The organism is Nonomuraea sp. NPDC050733, from assembly GCF_040654215.1.
Taxonomy (GTDB): domain Bacteria; phylum Actinomycetota; class Actinomycetes; order Streptosporangiales; family Streptosporangiaceae; genus Nonomuraea.
Genome location: NZ_JBFAHO010000009.1, coordinates 144,776 through 160,203, shown reverse-complemented (window position 1 = coordinate 160,203; position 15,428 = coordinate 144,776). Strand labels below are relative to the sequence as shown.

General features: G+C 74.5%; 16 protein-coding genes. 11 read left to right on the top strand and 5 right to left on the bottom strand.

Annotation, left to right across the window (positions count from 1 at the left end; all coding sequences use genetic code 11):
• Nucleotide 1: 1 nt before the first annotated feature.
• Both AB0H64_RS18260 and AB0H64_RS18255 read right to left on the bottom strand, forming a co-directional pair.
• A complete protein-coding gene (locus tag AB0H64_RS18260) occupies nt 2-322 on the bottom strand; it encodes a hypothetical protein (protein WP_310709927.1) in 321 nt (106 codons plus the stop codon).
• A 3-nt stretch (nt 323-325) separates the two neighbouring features.
• Nucleotides 326-1,405 carry an exo-alpha-sialidase gene (locus AB0H64_RS18255; protein ID WP_357625506.1) on the bottom strand — a complete coding sequence of 360 codons (1,080 nt, stop codon included), beginning with the start codon at nt 1,403-1,405 and terminating at the stop codon, nt 326-328.
• A gap of 339 nt (nt 1,406-1,744) precedes the next feature.
• On the opposite strand from AB0H64_RS18255, the gene AB0H64_RS18250 reads away from it, so the two are divergent.
• Nucleotides 1,745-3,352, top strand: a complete 1,608-nt coding sequence (locus AB0H64_RS18250) for an FAD-dependent oxidoreductase (RefSeq protein ID WP_357625504.1) — start codon at nt 1,745-1,747, stop codon at nt 3,350-3,352.
• A gap of 42 nt (nt 3,353-3,394) precedes the next feature.
• Nucleotides 3,395-4,633, top strand: coding sequence for a cytochrome P450 (locus AB0H64_RS18245; protein WP_357625501.1), 1,239 nt, complete (start codon nt 3,395-3,397; stop codon nt 4,631-4,633).
• On the opposite strand, the gene AB0H64_RS18240 is transcribed toward AB0H64_RS18245, so the two are convergent.
• Complete coding sequence (locus tag AB0H64_RS18240; protein WP_357625498.1) at nt 4,614-5,156, bottom strand: MarR family winged helix-turn-helix transcriptional regulator; 543 nt, start codon at nt 5,154-5,156, stop codon at nt 4,614-4,616. The two genes, AB0H64_RS18245 and AB0H64_RS18240, sit on opposite strands and share 20 nt — an antisense overlap.
• Before the next feature lie 63 nt (nt 5,157-5,219).
• On the opposite strand from AB0H64_RS18240, the gene AB0H64_RS18235 reads away from it, so the two are divergent.
• Together AB0H64_RS18235 and AB0H64_RS18230 are read left to right on the top strand one after the other, a co-directional pair.
• On the top strand, nt 5,220-5,672 hold the full coding sequence (locus AB0H64_RS18235) for a VOC family protein (RefSeq protein WP_357625495.1): 453 nt from the start codon (nt 5,220-5,222) through the stop codon (nt 5,670-5,672).
• Nucleotides 5,673-5,682: 10 nt separating this feature from the next.
• Nucleotides 5,683-6,495 carry a helix-turn-helix transcriptional regulator gene (locus AB0H64_RS18230; protein WP_357625492.1) on the top strand — a complete coding sequence of 271 codons (813 nt, stop codon included), beginning with the start codon at nt 5,683-5,685 and terminating at the stop codon, nt 6,493-6,495.
• A gap of 95 nt (nt 6,496-6,590) precedes the next feature.
• On the opposite strand, the gene AB0H64_RS18225 is transcribed toward AB0H64_RS18230, so the two are convergent.
• Nucleotides 6,591-7,709 (bottom strand): FAD-binding oxidoreductase, encoded by a 1,119-nt coding sequence (locus AB0H64_RS18225; RefSeq protein WP_357625489.1) that lies wholly within the window; start codon nt 7,707-7,709, stop codon nt 6,591-6,593.
• A gap of 450 nt (nt 7,710-8,159) precedes the next feature.
• Between AB0H64_RS18225 and AB0H64_RS18220 the strand changes: the two genes are divergently transcribed.
• The 3 genes from AB0H64_RS18220 to AB0H64_RS18210 are packed head-to-tail and all read left to right on the top strand — an operon-like array spanning nt 8,160 to nt 10,582.
• A complete protein-coding gene (locus tag AB0H64_RS18220; RefSeq protein WP_357625486.1) occupies nt 8,160-8,846 on the top strand; it encodes a gamma-glutamyl-gamma-aminobutyrate hydrolase family protein in 687 nt (228 codons plus the stop codon).
• Between the two features lie 9 nt (nt 8,847-8,855).
• Entirely contained in the window at nt 8,856-9,788 is a 933-nt protein-coding gene (locus tag AB0H64_RS18215; RefSeq protein WP_357625483.1) for an alpha/beta hydrolase, read from the top strand.
• Nucleotides 9,785-10,582 (top strand): enoyl-CoA hydratase/isomerase family protein, encoded by a 798-nt coding sequence (locus tag AB0H64_RS18210; protein WP_357625480.1) that lies wholly within the window; start codon nt 9,785-9,787, stop codon nt 10,580-10,582. The genes AB0H64_RS18215 and AB0H64_RS18210 overlap by 4 nt, the downstream gene beginning before the upstream one ends.
• A gap of 307 nt (nt 10,583-10,889) precedes the next feature.
• On the opposite strand, the gene AB0H64_RS18205 is transcribed toward AB0H64_RS18210, so the two are convergent.
• Nucleotides 10,890-11,480, bottom strand: coding sequence for a methyltransferase domain-containing protein (locus AB0H64_RS18205; RefSeq protein WP_357625477.1), 591 nt, complete (start codon nt 11,478-11,480; stop codon nt 10,890-10,892).
• Between the two features lie 129 nt (nt 11,481-11,609).
• Between AB0H64_RS18205 and AB0H64_RS18200 the strand changes: the two genes are divergently transcribed.
• From AB0H64_RS18200 to AB0H64_RS18185, 4 genes are all read left to right on the top strand, one after another.
• Nucleotides 11,610-13,250: a sensor histidine kinase gene (locus AB0H64_RS18200; RefSeq protein WP_357625474.1), complete on the top strand. Its 1,641-nt coding sequence runs from the start codon at nt 11,610-11,612 to the stop codon at nt 13,248-13,250.
• 177 nt (nt 13,251-13,427) lie between these two features.
• Nucleotides 13,428-13,883 (top strand): hypothetical protein, encoded by a 456-nt coding sequence (locus AB0H64_RS18195; RefSeq protein WP_357625470.1) that lies wholly within the window; start codon nt 13,428-13,430, stop codon nt 13,881-13,883.
• Nucleotides 13,884-13,893: 10 nt separating this feature from the next.
• Entirely contained in the window at nt 13,894-14,487 is a 594-nt protein-coding gene (locus tag AB0H64_RS18190) for a phosphoribosylanthranilate isomerase (RefSeq protein ID WP_357625467.1), read from the top strand.
• A 31-nt stretch (nt 14,488-14,518) separates the two neighbouring features.
• Nucleotides 14,519-15,400: a GNAT family N-acetyltransferase gene (locus tag AB0H64_RS18185; protein ID WP_357625464.1), complete on the top strand. Its 882-nt coding sequence runs from the start codon at nt 14,519-14,521 to the stop codon at nt 15,398-15,400.
• Nucleotides 15,401-15,428: the final 28 nt, after the last annotated feature.

Sequence of the window (15,428 nt, the reverse complement as noted above, 5' to 3'; positions counted from 1 at the left end):
GTCAGGCCAGGGTGGGCAGCACGTACACCTCGGCGCCCGGCGGCAGCGCGCAGTCGAGGCTGCCGAGCCCCCGCGCGTCCTCCCCGGAGACGATCATGCTGATGTGGCGGCGGATCCGCCCGTAGTCGTCGCGCAGCCGCTCCTCCAGCAGCGGATGCGTACGGCGCAGCATGTCCAGCGCCGATCCCAGCGTGGGCGAGGTGTCGGAGTCGGCCGCGACGGCGAACACCTTCACCTCGCTCCTGCCGCTCACCCAGCGCCGCAGCGAGCTGGGCAGCACGAACACGACCATGGTCACGGGTCTGGCCCGTCGGGTGCCCATGTGCTAGAGCACCGCCGCGCGCACCGTGAGGACGTCGGGCAGGTGCCTGGCCACCAGGCTCCAGCTTTCGCCGCCGTCGGTGGAGGCGTGCACCTCGCCGTCGCGGGTGCCGAAGAACAGCCCCGCCTCCGAGGCGGTCATCGCGTCGCGCAGCACGGTCACGTGCACCGGCGGCTCCGGCAGCCCGTGGTCGAGGGGCCGCCAGGTGTCGCCGGCGTCGTCGGAGCGGTAGACGCGCAGGCGGTGCTCCACCGGGGTGCGGTCGACGTCGGCCTGGAGCGGCAGCACGTACACCGTGTCGGGGCGGTGCGGGTCGACCACGACGGGGAAGCCGAAGTCCGACGGCAGGGACCCGCCCACGCCGTGCCAGGCGCCGCCGAAGTCGTCGCTGCGGTAGACGCCGAAGTGGTGCTGCAGGAACAGCCGGTCGGGCCGTGAGGGGTGCAGCGCCACCTTGTGCACGCACTGGCCGAACTCCGGGTACTGCTGACCCTCCGGCAGGAACGGCACCCGGATGCCCTGGTTGGCCGCCTCCCACGACAGGCCGCCGTCGGCGGTGCGGTAGAACCCGGCCGCCGACACCGCCACGCCCATCACCCGCGGATCGTCCGGATGCGGGACGATCGTGTGCAGGCACAGCCCGCCGCCGCCCGGCTGCCAGCGCGGCCGGTGCGGATGCTCCCACAGCCCCTCGACCAGCTCGTAGGTGACGCCGCGGTCCTCCGAGCGGAACAGCGCGGCCGGCTCCGCCCCGGCCCACACCACGTCCGGCTCCGACGGCGACGGCTGGAGCTGCCACACGCGGGCCAGCGTCGCGCCGGCCTTGTCCGGGAACGCGACCGGCGGCCGGGACGCCTCCTGCCAGGACTCGCCCAGATCGTCGGAGTACATCACCGAGGGACCGAAATGGCCGTACTCGATACCGGCGAGCAGCCGGGGCGAGGGGCCGCGCGTGTCGATCGCCACCGAGGGGACGCCGACCGTGGAGAACCGGATCGGCTGGACCTCGAACGGGCCGCCGCCGGTCGAGCGGGCGAGGAACAGCCCTTTGCGGGTGCCGATCGCGAGCATCGCGTCACTCATTGCAGACTCCCATCGCCGCCGCTGTCGCCGCGCCGTTTCTGTGCCGTCTTCCGGCCGATCGTCCTGTGGCCCCTCGCCTTTTGGGCCTGGTTTGTCGTTTTTGGTCGTCCTCTGTGCCGTCTTCCGGCCATCGTGTCACGCCGCACTCGGGGCCGCCCGGCAGTGCGGCATTCGCGTCCGGACCGTTCCCGGGACGTGATGTGATCCCGCTGAGCAGCGGCTTTGCGCAACCCGTCACCGGCGGGGGGCTACGCGACGGCGCGGGCGGGGTACGCCCACGGGACCGGCGAGGCGCGCCCGGCGGGGGAGTCCGGCGTGCCCGACAGGGGGGAGTGTCCCGTGAGGGTGGTCATCGACCTGACGCGCTGCCAGGGGTACGGCCAGTGCGCCTACCTCGCGCCGGAGGTCTTCACGATGCACGGCGAGGAGGCCGTCGCCTACGACCCCGAGCCCGACGACGCGCAGCGCGAGCACGTCCTGCGGGCCGCGGCGGCCTGCCCGGTGCAGGCGCTGCACGTCGACCGGATGGCGCTGCGGCACTGGACGGCGCCGGTCCGGCGGCTCGGCGGCGGTTCCGGAAGCGTCCGGCGCGACGGGCACATCGTGATCGTCGGCGGCTCGCTGGCCGGCGGCCGGGCGGCCGGGGTGCTGCGCAGGGAGGGGTTCACCGGCCGGCTGACCGTGATCGGCGAGGAGACGCACGAGCCGTACGACCGGCCGCCGCTGTCCAAGCAGATCCTCACCGGCCGCGCGCCCGCCGAGCACGCCCGCCTGCCCCGGCTGCGCGAGGTGGACGCCGAGTGGATCCCCGGCAACCCGGCCACCGGCCTGGACCTGGCCGCCAAGAGCGTGCGCCTGGCCGACGGCCGCGACGTGCCGTTCGACCGGGTGCTGATCGCGACGGGCACACGCGCCCGGCCCTGGCCGGACGAGGCCGAGGGCGCCCTGGAGGGCGTCCACGTGCTGCGCACCCTGGAGGACGCCGCCCGCCTGCGCGAGGCGCTGGCGGCGGGCCCCGAGCGGGTGCTGGTCATCGGCGGCGGGTTCACCGGGTCGGAGGTCGCCTCGGCCTGCCGCGAGCTGGGCCTGCCCGTGACGCTCGTCGAGCGCGGCCCCGCGCCGCTCCTCGGCGCGCTGGGCGGCGTCATCGGCCGCATCGCCGGCGAGATCCAGCGCGAGCACGGCGTGGACCTGCGGTGCGGCCTGACCGTCACCGCCCTGGAGGGCGACGACGCCGGCCGGCTGCGCCGGGCCCGCCTGTCGGACGGGAGCACGGTGGAGGCCCAGGTGGCGGTCGTCGCGCTCGGCGCGGTCCGCAACGTCGAGTGGCTGCGCGGCTCCGGCCTGGCCGCCGGCGTGTGGGGCGTGGCCTGCGACGCGGGCTGCCGCGCGGTGGACGCCAACGGGCTGGTCACCGACGACGTGTTCGTGGCCGGCGACATCGCGCGCTTCCCGCACCCGGTCTTCCACTACGAGTTCATGTCACTGGAGCACTGGGGCAACGCCGTCTCGCAGGCCGAGATCGCCGCCCACAACATGGTCAGCGACCAGGCCCACCGCTGGCCGCACCTGGCGCTGCCGGTGTTCTGGTCCAGCCAGTTCGGGGTGAACGTCAAGTCGGTGGGCGTGCCCACGCTCGCCGACCAGATCGTCGTCACGCAGGGCTCGGTGGCCGAGCGCCGCTTCGTCGCCGTCTACGGCTACCGCGGCCGGATCACCGCCGCGGTCACCTTCGACCAGGCGATCTGGCTGGAGTTCTACCAGCGGCTCATCGAGCGGGCCGCGCCGTTCCCGCCGGACTTCCGTCATGTGGACATGAGAGGCGACATGGGGCCGATGCCGGCGGAGGTCCCCGAGCGCGCGGTCGCCAGTGAGGGCGCCACCGTCGTGGTGACCGGCCACGACCCCGGCGAGCGCCGCGCCTCGCTCGTGTACGGCGAGCAGTGACCATGTCCGCGCCCGCACGCCACCGCCCCGGGAGGAACCGGAATGTCCGCAGATAGGGCGTCGGACGACGTCTTCGAGCAGATCCTCGACTTCTCCAGCCGCGCCGACCCGTACCCGCTGTACGCCGGGCTCCGCGAGACCCCGGTGGTGCGGCGCGAGGACGGCACGTGGGTCGTCAGCACGTACCGGGAGATCGTGGCGCTGCTGCACGACCCGCGGCTCAGCTCCGACCGCCGCAACCTCGCCCATCGGCCCGAGGGGGACGCGGCCGGGGCGGGCGGCGTGTCGTTCATCGGGCAGGACCCGCCCGAGCACGACCGGCTGCGGCGGCTGGCGATGCGCCACTTCGGGCCTCCGCACACGCCCGGCCGGATCGAGGCGCTGCGCCCGGAGATGCTGGCGATCACCACGGAGCTCATCGACGGCCTGGCCGGCCGCACCCGCGCCGACGTGGTGGACGACGTCGCCTACCCGCTGCCCGTCACGGTGATCTGCCGGGTGCTCGGCGTGCCGCGCGAGGACGAGTCGCGCTTCCACGCCTGGGCCGACGAGATCGTCGAGACGCTCGGCCCGGGGGAGTCGGACCGCGCCGAGCGGGAACGGGCACGGGCCGAGGCGGCCTCGAAGCTCCAGACGTACCTCGCCGACCTCGCCGCGGCGCGACGGGAGTCGCCGGGCGACGACATGCTGTCGGGCATGGTCACGTACGAGGGGCCGGAGGGCGGGATGACGCCGGCCGAGGTGGTCGCCACGTCCGCGCTGCTGCTGGTCGCCGGCCACGAGACCACGGTCAACCTCATCGCCAACGGCATGCTCACGCTGCTGCGCCACCCCGGGCTGCTCAAGCGGCTGCGCGCCGAGCCGGACCTGATCATCACCACGGTGGAGGAGCTGCTGCGGTACGAGCCGCCGGTGCACTTCCTGTCGTCGCGGGTGGCGCTGGCCGACATCCCGGTCGCCGGGACCACGATCCCGGCGGGCGCGCCGGTCGTGCTCGTCCTCGCCTCGGGCAGCCGGGACCCGGCGCACGTCAGCCACCCGGACACCTTCGACCCGGACCGCCGCTACAGCGAGCACCTGGGCTTCGGAGGCGGCATCCACTACTGCTTCGGCGCGGCGCTGGCCAGGCTGGAGGCGCAGATCGTCCTGCAGCAGCTCGTGAGCCGCCTGGTGAACCCGCGTCTGGTCGAGGACCCGCCGCCCTACCGGCCCAGCGCCACGCTGCGCGGGCCGCGGCACGTGCTCGTCGACTACGACGGGATCACTCCGGCCGCTGTCTGACGGTCCCCTCTGCGGCGGCGTCTTCTGCGGCGGCCTCCTCTGTGACGGTCTGCTCAGTGACGGGCTGCTCTGCGGCGGTCTGCTCTGCGGCGGTCTCGCCGGTGAGGATCTTGCCGGCCAGGGCGCGCAGTCCCGAGCGCTCGGCGGCCGTGAGCGGGGCGAGGGTCCGCTCCTCCACGGCCGCGACGACGGCCCGGCCCCGGTCGAGGGCGGCCCGGCCGGCGTCGGTGAGCGAGGCCCGGTAGCGCCGCCGGTCGCCCGGGTCGCGGTCGCGCTCGGCCAGCCCGTCCTCCACCAGGCCGTCCATCAGCCGGGCCATGTCGCTCGGGTCGAGCCCGAGCGAGTCGCCGAGCTCGCGCTGCGCCGCCGGGCCGTGGTCGGCCAGTGCCGCCAGCGCCGCGAACCGCCACAGGCTGAGCCCGGTCTCCGCGGCGAGCCCCTCCGCCACGGCGCGCCGGGCGGCGACCGCGACCTTGTGCAGCACGAACGTCGTGATCCCGAGCAGGGTGGGCGGCGGCTCCATGACTCCCTAGTGTAGGGTTTCACCAACCATTGGTAGTTACCCACTAATTGGGAGATCCTCGCCATGGACGCCCTCTACCCGCGCCTGCTCGTCCGCGACTTCGCCGCCTCGGTGGCCTTCTACCGGGCCGCCCTGCGTGACCTGCACGGAGTCGAGCCCGTGAAGGTCCTTCCCGAGGCGTCGTACGCCAACTGGGACATCGACCGGCAGGCCGGGCTCGTCCTGTTCGGGCGGGCCGCGATCACCGCCGCCGTCGGCACCTCGGACCTGCCGGAGACCTTCGCCGCGCAGGACACGTCCATGCTGGTGATGAGGGTGGACGACGTGGAAGCCGCCGCCGCCCGCCTGACCGGCCACGGCGCCCGGCTCGTCGCCCCGCCGCAGGACCGCCCCGCCTGGGGTCCCGCCCTGCGCACCGCCCACCTGCGCGACCCCGAGGGCAACCTCATCGAGCTCCAGTCGTACCAGCCGCCCTTACCTCCCACGTCATCGCGGCCCTTCCCTCGGGTGCCGTAACGTTTCCGCCATGGGAGCGCTTGCCGTACATCAAGAGGAGACCTTCGGTGAGCTGCTGCGCGCCTGGCGCCAGCGGCGCCGGGTGAGCCAGCTCGACCTGGCGATCGAGGCTGACGTGTCGTCCCGCCACGTCAGCTTCCTGGAGACGGGCCGGGCCCGGCCGAGCCGCGAGATGGTGATGCGGCTGGCGGAGGAGCTGGAGGTGCCGCTGCGGCACCGCAACCGGCTGCTGGTGGCGGCCGGCTACGCGCCGGTGTTCCCCGAGCGCGAGGTGCGGGCGCCCGAGATGGCCGCGGTGCGGCAGGCCCTCGACCGGATCCTCGCCGGGCACGAGCCGTTCCCCGCACTGGTCGTGGACGCCGGCTGGAACCTGGTCGCGGCCAACGCGGCGGCCGGGATGTTCATGGAGGGGGTGCCCGCCGAGCTGCTCCAGGAGCCGGTCAACGTGATGCGCCTGTCGCTGCACCCCGACGCGATGGGCGGCCGCCTGCTCAACCTCGCCGAGGTCCGCGCGTACCTGCTCAACCAGCTCCGCCGCCAGGCCGAGGCGTCCGGCCACGGGGCGCTGGCCGAGCTGCACGACGAGCTGGCCGCCTACACCTACCCCGGCGTGGAGCTGAACGTGACCCGCGTCCCCGGCCCGGCCGACATCCTGCTGCCGCTGCGCATCCGCCACGGCGACCGGGTGCTGTCGATGTTCACCACGATCGCCACCTTCGGCACGCCGGTGGAGGTGACGGTCTCGGAGCTGGCCATCGAGACGTTCTGGCCGAGCGACGAGGAGACCGCGGCGGCCTTCGGCCGCCCCGCCGCCGCGAGCTGACGCCGCCGGGAGCGGCAGGGAGCGGCAGGGAGCTGACGGGGCCGGGAGCGGCCGGGAGCCGGCGCGGCCCGGTGGTGGCGCCACCGGGCCGGCCCTCACCGCTCGTCGTGGACGATGTCGCGGTGGACGCGGGCCGGCGGCACCCCGTCGTCCTGCAGGCGCCGGACCGTCTCGTTCACCATGGCCGCCGGCCCGCACACGTACACCTCGTGCTCGGCCCACGAGTGGAAGCGCCGCGTCACCTCCGGCAGATGGCCGTGCATCCCCTCATGGTCCGGGTCGTCGGAGACCACGGGCACCACCCGCAGCCACGGGAAGGCCTTCTCCATCCGGAGAAGGTCCGGCAGGTCGTACAGCTCCTCCGCGGTCCGGGCGCCGTACAGGAGGTGGATGTTGGGGCGGCGGCCCGAGGCGATGATCTGCTCGACGATCGCCTTCAGCGGTGCGAGCCCCGTGCCGCCGGCCACGCACAGCACGTCGCGGCAGCCCTGCTCGGGCGCCGTCATCGTGCCCATCGGCGGGCCCAGCGTGATCGCGTCGCCGATGCGGGTGTCGCGGGTGAGCGTGGTCGACACCCATCCGCCCGGCACGGAGCGCACGTGCAGGCGCAGCGTGTTGTCGGGGCGGGGGGCGTTCGCGATGGAGAAGGCCCGCCACACCCGCGGCCAGCGCGGGACCTGCACGGTCACGTACTGCCCGGCCGTGTACGGCAGCCGCTGGCTGGGCTGGAGCGTGATCACCGCGATGTCGGGCGTGCGGCGTTCGTGGTCGATCACCTCCGCGACCCACCACGCGGGCGATATCCCGGCGTCCGCCTTGGCGGCCTCGATCATCAGCTCGGCCGCCGCGTTGTAGGCCGCGACCCAGGCGGCCTCGATCTCGGAGGTCCAGATGTCGGCCGCGAACGTGCGCACGGTGGCCAGCAGCGCCCTGCCGATCGCGCCGTAGTGCTCGGCGACCACCCCGTACTTGCGGTGGTCGCGCCCCAGCTGGCCGAGGAAGGAGGCCATGCTGTCGGGGCTGTCGAGGCTCCACACGATGCGGGTCAGCGCGCCGAAGAGCCGGTCGCGCTGGGTGTCCATGCCTGGCGGGAACATGCCCCGCAGGTGCGGACTCTCGGCGAACAGCCGACCGTAGAAGTACGCGGCCGCCTTGCCGGCCACGGGCTCGATGACGGAGAAGCTCTCTTTTACCAGGCGCGGATTCAACGACATTTCCACATCAACCCCACCCCATAGCCCGGAATCGCATTCCGGTCGTGTCGTTCCACCTCCCTGACGGCTCCGGGTGACGAGCGTCCGGCGGGCCCCGGCTCGGCCGATCGCTCGGAAATCGAGTCTTACACCACCACAGGGACGTCACAACCGTTTCGCACCGATACGGTGCGAACCCGAACTATGCGTAACGCTCCTGTTATTCCCCGCAGTCAAGGCGGCGCGTATTTCGGACGTGAAACGTGAATATGTATTGCATTCGCATTTTCTGACTATTTCCCGGTTTGTCAGGAACCCCTATCGGGGCAGGGCCGGGGACGGCCGGACGGATGCATGTCCGGGGGTGACATGAGCGAAACGCCGTGCGCCATGATGGCCTGGCGGACGCCGCACCACCGGACGCCGTACCGACTCGTGCCGTACCGACTCCTGCTCGCACCTGGAGATCGCATGTCCCGACCGCTGATCGGCATCACCGCCTACTTCGAGGCCGCCCGCTGGGGGGACTGGGTGCGGGAGGCGGTCCTGTCGCCCCCGGCCTACGCCAAGGCGGTCGAACGCGCCGGCGGGGCGCCCGTCCTGCTGCCGCCCCTGTCCTCGCACACCGCCGCCGACCACGTACGCGGCCTGCGCGGCGTCGTCCTGGCCGGAGGGACCGAGGTCGGCGGCGACGCCTACGGGGAGGACCAGGACGGCCGGGCCGCCCCGCCGCAGGCCCACCGCGACCGCTACGAGGTGGCCCTGGCCCGCGCCGCCGTCCAGGCCGGCCTGCCGATCCTCGCCGTCGCCCGCGGCATGCACGTGCTCAACGTCGCCCAGGGCGGCACGCTCATCCCCTGGCTGCCCGACACGCTCGGCGACGACCGCCACGGCGAGCCCGGCGTCCCCCACTCCATCCAGGTCAGCGCGTCCAGCAAGCTCGGCAAGGCCGTGGGCGACCACGTCGAGGTGGTCGCACCGCACCTGCAGTCCGTGCGCCGGCTCGGCTCGGGGCTGCTGGCCGTGGCCTGGGCCGAGGACCAGATCGTCGAGGGCGTCGAGCTGCAGGGCCACCGGTTCGCCGTGGGCGTGCAGTGGCATCCCGAGCGGGGCACGGGCGCCGCGTTGTTCGATGCGCTCGTCGAGGCGGCCCGCTAGGCTCCGACCATGCCGCTGAACCCTCAGGCGCGCGAGTTCCTCGCGCGCTACCGGCCGGACGACGGCGGCGGCCTGGACAGCCTCGACCTCGCCGCCATCCGGGAGGCGCGCGCGGCCGACCCGATGGCCGCGCACCGTGGCCCCCTCACCCGCATCGCCTCCGTCCGCGACGAGACCGCGGAGGGCGTGCCGATCCGGATCTACCGGGCCGACCGCGGCGACGGGCCGCTGCCCGTGCTCGTCTCCTTCCACGGCGGTGGCTGGGTGTTCGGCGGCGTCAAGCGCGACGACGCCACCGGCCGCGACCTCGCGCTGCGCACCGGCGCCGTGGTGGTCTCCGCCGACTACCGGCTGGCGCCCGAGCACCCGTTCCCGGCCGCGGCCGACGACGCCTGGACGGTCGTGCGCGACGTCTTCGCCCGGCCCGCCTTCTACCAGTGCGACGGCTCCGTCGCGGTGATCGGCGTCAGCGCCGGCGGCAACCTCGCCGCCGTGGCCGCATGGCAGGCCCGCGACGCCGGGCTGACGCTGACCCACCAGGCGCTCGTCACCCCGGTGCTGGACCTGGCCCGCGACACGCCGAGCTACGCCGCGTTCGGGCGTGGCTTCGGGCTGGACGCCGCCGAGATGGCCTGGTTCGCCCGGCAGTACGCGCCCGGAGCCGACCCCGCCGACCCGCGCCTGTCGCCGCTGCGGGTGCCGTCCGCCGCCGGGCTGGCGCCCGCCACGATCGTCACCGCCGAGTGCGACGTGCTGCGCGACGAGGCGGAGCGCTACGGCGAGCGCCTGACCGGGGCCGGGGTGCCCGCCGAGGTGGCCCGCTACGAGGGGGCCGTGCACGGGTTCTACTCGTTCCCGGGCCTGTTCGACCAGGCGCTGGAGGCCCGCGAGCTCGTCGCCCGCCGCCTGCGCGACGCCTTCGGCCTGGAGGGGGAGCCGTGACCGTGCCCGGCTACGAGGCGTACGAGCGGCTGCGCGTCGACCTGCCCGCCGAGGGCGTGCTGCGGGTCACGATCAGCGAGCCCCGCAGGCTCAACGCCGTCGACATGACCGGCCACCGCGAGCTGGCCTCGATCTGGCGCGACGCCGACCGCGACGACGCCGTCCGCGCCATCGTCGTCAGGGGCGAGGGCGAGGCGTTCTCCGCGGGCGGCGACCTGTCCATGATCGAGGAGATGACGCGCGACCACGCCACCCGCATGCGGGTCTTCGCCGAGGCCCGCGACATCGTCTACAACGTGGTCAACTGCTCCAAGCCGGTCGTCTCAGCCATCCAGGGCCCCGCCGTCGGCGCCGGGCTCGCGGTGGCGCTGCTCGCCGACGTGTCCGTCGCCGGGCGCACCGCCCGGATCATCGACGGGCACACCCGGCTCGGCGTCGCCGCCGGCGACCACGCCGCGATCGTCTGGCCGCTGCTGTGCGGGCTGGCCAAGGCCAAGTACCACCTGCTGCTCTGTGAGGCCGTCACCGGCGAGCAGGCCGAGCGGATGGGGCTGGTCAGCCTGTGCGTCGACGACGACCAGGTGCACGAGACGGCGCTCGGCCTCGCCTCCCGGCTGGCCGCCGGCGCCCAGGAGGCCATCAGGCTCACCAAGTACGCGCTGAACAACTGGCTGCGCATGGCCGGCCCGTCGTTCGACGCCTCGCTGGCGATGGAGTTCCTCGGCTTCACCGGACCCGACGTCGCCGAGGGTGTGCGGGCCCTGCGCGACAAACGGCCCCCGTCCTTCTCCTGATCAGGTGATGTCCCCGCGGCGGTGGGTAGGCGCAGCCTCATAGAGGACAAGGAGGTCGTCGACCTGCCGAAGCGCCGGCGCTGGACGACGACGGGCCGGTCCGCCGAGGCCGAGAACGCCGCCCCGGGGGAAGGTCCGCGGCAGGTGGTCCGCGGCCGTGCACGACCACGCGCACCGGCCACGCGCGTGGGGTGAGGGGCCGCACAGGGATCGGCGCCGGGGGCGCGGGAGGGTTGAGACCAAGCTCTCCCCGCACCGGACCCGGTCAGGCTCACGGACGATGGGCGACGGGCGACGGGCGTGCCGGTCAGGCGCGCGGGCGGCGGGCGTGGAAGACGAACGCCGGCGGCGCGTTCCGCCACACCGTGCGGCTCGGCACCACCTCCTCGAACCGCTCGGCCAGCAGCGCACGGAACCGGCGGGCCGAGCCCAGCGGGATCGCGTGCACGTACGAGAAGGTCGTGAAGGCGCCCGCCGGGCTCATCGCCGTGACGACCGCCTCCATCAGGCGCCGCTGCAGAGCGTCGGGGAAGGCCGCCCAGGGCAGGCCGCTCACCACCACGTCCGCCTGGCTCAGCCCGCGCGCCCCGAGCAGCCGCGACAGCCCGGCGGCGTCGCCGTGGACCACGTCCACCCCCGGGAAACGGGAGGCCAGCAGGCCCGCCATCCGCTGGTTGAGCTCCACCGCCAGGTGCCGGCCGCGTCCGGCCAGCCGCCGCTGGATCTCCGCGGTGAACGGCCCGGTGCCGGGACCCAGCTCGACCACCACCGGCTCGCCCCGCTCGGGCACCGGGGCGCAGACGGACCGGGCCAGCCGCCGGGAGCTGGGCGCGAGCGCGCCGACCGTGACCGGGTCGCGCAGGAACTGGCCGAGGAACAATGCGGTGTCGTTGGGCATGACTCGACCGTAGGGGCGCGGGGGACGCCGCATTATCCGCCGGATGGACATGGATCCGGCCAGTTGGAGGAGGCCGCATCCTCCGCGGGGAGGATCGGGAAACGGCGTCGCCCGGATAGTTTGCAGGGCATGCGTTGGCGTGGCGTGGCGCTCGATGCGCTGCTGGCGGTCTCCGGGATCGCGCTGGACCTCCTTCTGTCGGGCAAGGTGGTCGGGTTCGGCGACCTGCCCCCGGCCATGACCGTCCCGATGGCGGTGCTGGCCGGCCTGCCCATGGGGTTCGCCCGCACCCGGCCGCCGTGGGCGGCGCTCTGTCTGGCGGCGTTCCTCGTCTTCGCCGACCACGTGGGCTCCTACAGCTCCAACACCGCGCAGATGCTGCTCTGCGTCGCAGTCGGCCGCGTCGCCTACCGGTCCGGGCCGGGAGCCGTCGCCGTCTCCCTGGCCGCCGCCGTCCTCGCGACCGGGCTCAACCTGACCGACCCCGGCGTCCCGCTCGCCGGCAACTGGTGGATGTACACCCTGCTCGTGCCCGGCTTCCCGGCCCTGGTCGGCGGCTACCTGCGCGGCCGCTCCAGCCGGTTCGAGCCGGGCGACATCACGCCCGACGTGCTGCTCGCCGGCGCCGGGGTGGCCGTCGGGGTCCTCAGCACGTGGACGTCGTGGGACCAGGGCTCCCTGCCGGTGTGGGTGGTCGGGCTGCTGGCCGTCTGCGGCGGCCTGTCGCTCGGCGTGGCCCGCCGGCTGCCCGGCATGGTCCTCATCCTCCAGGGCGCCCTGCTCCTCTCCGCCGACCAGTACCTCCACCAGGCCGTCAACTCGTGCCTCATCCTCACCATGATCGCCCTGGGCGTGTTCGCGCTGCGGGTCGCGTCCTGGTTCTGGACCGTTGTCGCGTACGCCTCCGGCTGCGCGCTCGCCACCGTCGCCGTGGTCGACCACCAGACCGAGATCACCCCGTTCCGGGTCCTCGTGCTCATGCTCCTGGTCGTGGCGCCCATCGCGATCGGCCGTTACCTCGGCGTCCGGCAGACCGCGGCCGCCGCCGAGCGGCGGCGCGACGAGGAGTCGGCGCGGCTCGCCCTCGCCCAGGTCCGCGCCGACCAGCTCGCCGAGCGCGAACGGATCGCCCGCGAGGTGCACGACATCGTCGCCCACCACGTCGGCGCCATGGTGCTGCGGGCCGGCGCCGCCCGCTACGCCGCCCCCGAGGGGCCGGTCGCCGACGCGCTGGCCGACATCCGCGACACCGGACACCAGGTGCTGGAGGACCTGCGCGGCCTGCTCGACGTGCTGCGCGACCCCGGCGCCCGGCCCGGCCTGCTCGCCGACCCGGCCGACGTGATGCGCGAGTCCGCTGAGCGGATGGCCGCGGCCGGCCTCGTCGTCGACCTCCGCCTCGACCCGGCCACCGACCGGGCCCCGCTCGTGGCCCGCGCCTCCGCCGCCCGCATCGTCCAGGAAGGGCTCACCAACGTGCTCAAGCACGCCGGGCCCGGCACCGAGGTCGTGGTCGCCCTCACCGCCCGGGGCAAGGGACTGACCGTCGACGTCGTCAACGGCCGCCCGCCGGCGAGGATGGAGCGCCTGCCGTCCTCCGGGCGCGGGCTGGCCGGCATGCGGGAACGGGTCCGCGCCCTGGGCGGCACGCTGACGGCGGGTCCGGGCGAGAACGGCGGCTGGCGCCTGACCGCCACCCTGCCCGGCGCTCGCGACGACCCCGCCGGAACTCCGGCCGACCGGTTCCGCGCGAAGGAGGGTGTCACGTGATCCGCGTCCGGGCGGCCGACATCGCCCACCGGTGCGGCCGGGCCGACGTCTTCGTCCGTCCGGTGCGGCCCGTGCGTCATCCCGCGGGCGGACCCCGGAATAATCCGGCAGGCTGACGACCGTCCGTGTCTCCGGCCGCCAGCATGTGATCCTCACTTCTCCAGGAAGGACCACATCATGCAGGAGACCGCGCCCGCGCCGCACGGGCCCGCGCCTCAGGTATCCGCGCCTCAGGTATCCGCGTCCCAGCGGTCCGGGCAGGTGTCCGCCGGGCTGCTGTACGCGCTGCGCATCGTCGTCGTCGCCCAGGCGGCGTCCCTCCTCGTCGCCGCCTCCCTGGCCGGCCAGGCGGTCGGTGCGGGGGAGGCGATGCGCGAGTCCCACGTCATGGCCGGGATGGTCGTCCACCTGGTCGCGCTCGTGCAGGTCGTCCTCGCCGTACTCGTCTGGCGGCCGGGACGCGGCGCCGGCTGGCCCGCGCTGGCGAGCGTGGCGCTGCTCGTCGTCGGCATGGCCCAGCACGTCACCTGGCTCTGGCTCGGCGCGCACGTCCCGAACGGGGTCGCCCTGTTCGGGCTGATCGTGGCCATGCTCGTCTGGGTGTGGTCGCCGCGGGCGGGCGTCCGCCGCTAACCTCGACCGTGTGTATGTGAAGATCTGCGGGCTCAGCGAGCCCGGGCACGTGACGGCGGCCGTCGAGGCGGGCGCCGACGCCATCGGGTTCGTGCTGACCCGCAGCCCGCGCCGGGTGACGCCGGAGCGGGCGGCGGAGCTGGCCGCGCTGGTGCCCGGCCACGTGCTGACCGTGGGCGTCTTCCGGGGAGAGGACCCGGCGCAGGTGCGCGCCGCGACCCTCGCCGCCGGGCTGCGGGCCGTTCAGCTGCACGGCCACCACCCCCACGCCGACTTCACCGCGCTGAAGGACCTCGGCCTGACCCTGGTCCGGGCCGTGGACGCCGAGGCCGACCTGCGGTGCGGCGCCTACGACGAGGACCTGCTCATCGTCGACGCGCCCCGGCCCGGCTCCGGCGAGCCGTGGGACTGGGCGGCCGTGCGGGGACGCCCCTCGGGCCGCTGGCTCCTCGCGGGGGGCCTCGACCCGGCCAACGTGGCCACCGCGATCGCCGCGGCCCGGCCGTGGGGGGTGGACGTGTCGAGCGGCGTCGAGGTGGCGCCGGGCGTCAAGGACGCCGGCCTGATCCGGGACTTCCTCGCGGCGGCCCGCGATGCGCGATGACCGCCCGCCGGGCCCGAGCACGCCCGGCCCGATGAGCGACGCCCTTTCATCCCGCCTCCCCGGCCTGACCGCCGAGCAGGGACCGACCGCGGAACAGGGACCGACCGCCGAGCTGGGCCCGAGCGCCGAGCTGGGACCGACTGCGGAGCCGGGCCCGGTGCTGGCGCGGGTGCTGGCCTTCACGCACGCGTTCGCCCGGCGCAAGGCCGGGCGCGTCGTGGAGGTGCCGGGCGGCTTCGCCGTGCTGAACGACCGCTACCCCGGCTCCCACGACGACAACCGCCTCGTCATCGTGTCCCCTGCCATGGACGGGCCGGTCCGGGCCGAGGACGTGCTGCGGACCGCCGACGAGGTGCTGGCCGGACGCGACCACCGTCACGTGTGCGTGGACGACGACGCGCTGGGCGCCGCCTTCGTCCCCGCCTTCACCGCGGCCGGTTACGACCACGAGTCCAACGTGGTCATGGTCTTCCGTGGCGACCCGCCCGCCGACGTCCCCCCGGCCGAGGAGCTGACGCTGGAGGAGCTGCTGCCCGTCGTGCGCCATGACTGGCGCGAAGCCCTGCCGAGCGTCTCCGACGAGGCGGTCGACGGGCTCGCGCAGCGGGTGGCGGAGCGGCTGCGCGGCGCCGACGTGGTCCGCTTCCGCGGCGTGCGCGCCGAGTCCGGAGAGATCGCCGCCCGGGCCGAGCTCTACGTCCAGGACGGGGTCGCCCAGATCGAGAGCGTCCACACGGGCACCCGCCACCGGGGCCGGGGACACGCCCGCACCCTCATGCGGGCCCTGCTCGCCGAGGCGGCCGGCTGCGAGCCGATCTTCCTGCTCGCCGCCGAGGAGGACTGGCCGAAGGACTTCTACGCCCGCCTGGGCTTCACGGCCGTCGGCCGCACCCACGCCTTCCTCCGCGCCTGACACGCCCGCGCCTGACCGACCCCACACC

Coding starts and splice junctions, on each gene's coding strand:
- AB0H64_RS18260 (WP_310709927.1), bottom strand. CDS start 322: ATGGGCACCCGACGGGCCAGACCCGTGACCATGGTCGTGTTCGTGCTG.
- AB0H64_RS18255 (WP_357625506.1), bottom strand. CDS start 1,405: ATGAGTGACGCGATGCTCGCGATCGGCACCCGCAAAGGGCTGTTCCTC.
- AB0H64_RS18245 (WP_357625501.1), top strand. CDS start 3,395: ATGTCCGCAGATAGGGCGTCGGACGACGTCTTCGAGCAGATCCTCGAC.
- AB0H64_RS18240 (WP_357625498.1), bottom strand. CDS start 5,156: ATGGAGCCGCCGCCCACCCTGCTCGGGATCACGACGTTCGTGCTGCAC.
- AB0H64_RS18235 (WP_357625495.1), top strand. CDS start 5,220: ATGGACGCCCTCTACCCGCGCCTGCTCGTCCGCGACTTCGCCGCCTCG.
- AB0H64_RS18230 (WP_357625492.1), top strand. CDS start 5,683: ATGGGAGCGCTTGCCGTACATCAAGAGGAGACCTTCGGTGAGCTGCTG.
- AB0H64_RS18225 (WP_357625489.1), bottom strand. CDS start 7,709: ATGTCGTTGAATCCGCGCCTGGTAAAAGAGAGCTTCTCCGTCATCGAG.
- AB0H64_RS18220 (WP_357625486.1), top strand. CDS start 8,160: ATGTCCCGACCGCTGATCGGCATCACCGCCTACTTCGAGGCCGCCCGC.
- AB0H64_RS18215 (WP_357625483.1), top strand. CDS start 8,856: ATGCCGCTGAACCCTCAGGCGCGCGAGTTCCTCGCGCGCTACCGGCCG.
- AB0H64_RS18205 (WP_357625477.1), bottom strand. CDS start 11,480: ATGCCCAACGACACCGCATTGTTCCTCGGCCAGTTCCTGCGCGACCCG.
- AB0H64_RS18200 (WP_357625474.1), top strand. CDS start 11,610: ATGCGTTGGCGTGGCGTGGCGCTCGATGCGCTGCTGGCGGTCTCCGGG.
- AB0H64_RS18195 (WP_357625470.1), top strand. CDS start 13,428: ATGCAGGAGACCGCGCCCGCGCCGCACGGGCCCGCGCCTCAGGTATCC.
- AB0H64_RS18185 (WP_357625464.1), top strand. CDS start 14,519: ATGAGCGACGCCCTTTCATCCCGCCTCCCCGGCCTGACCGCCGAGCAG.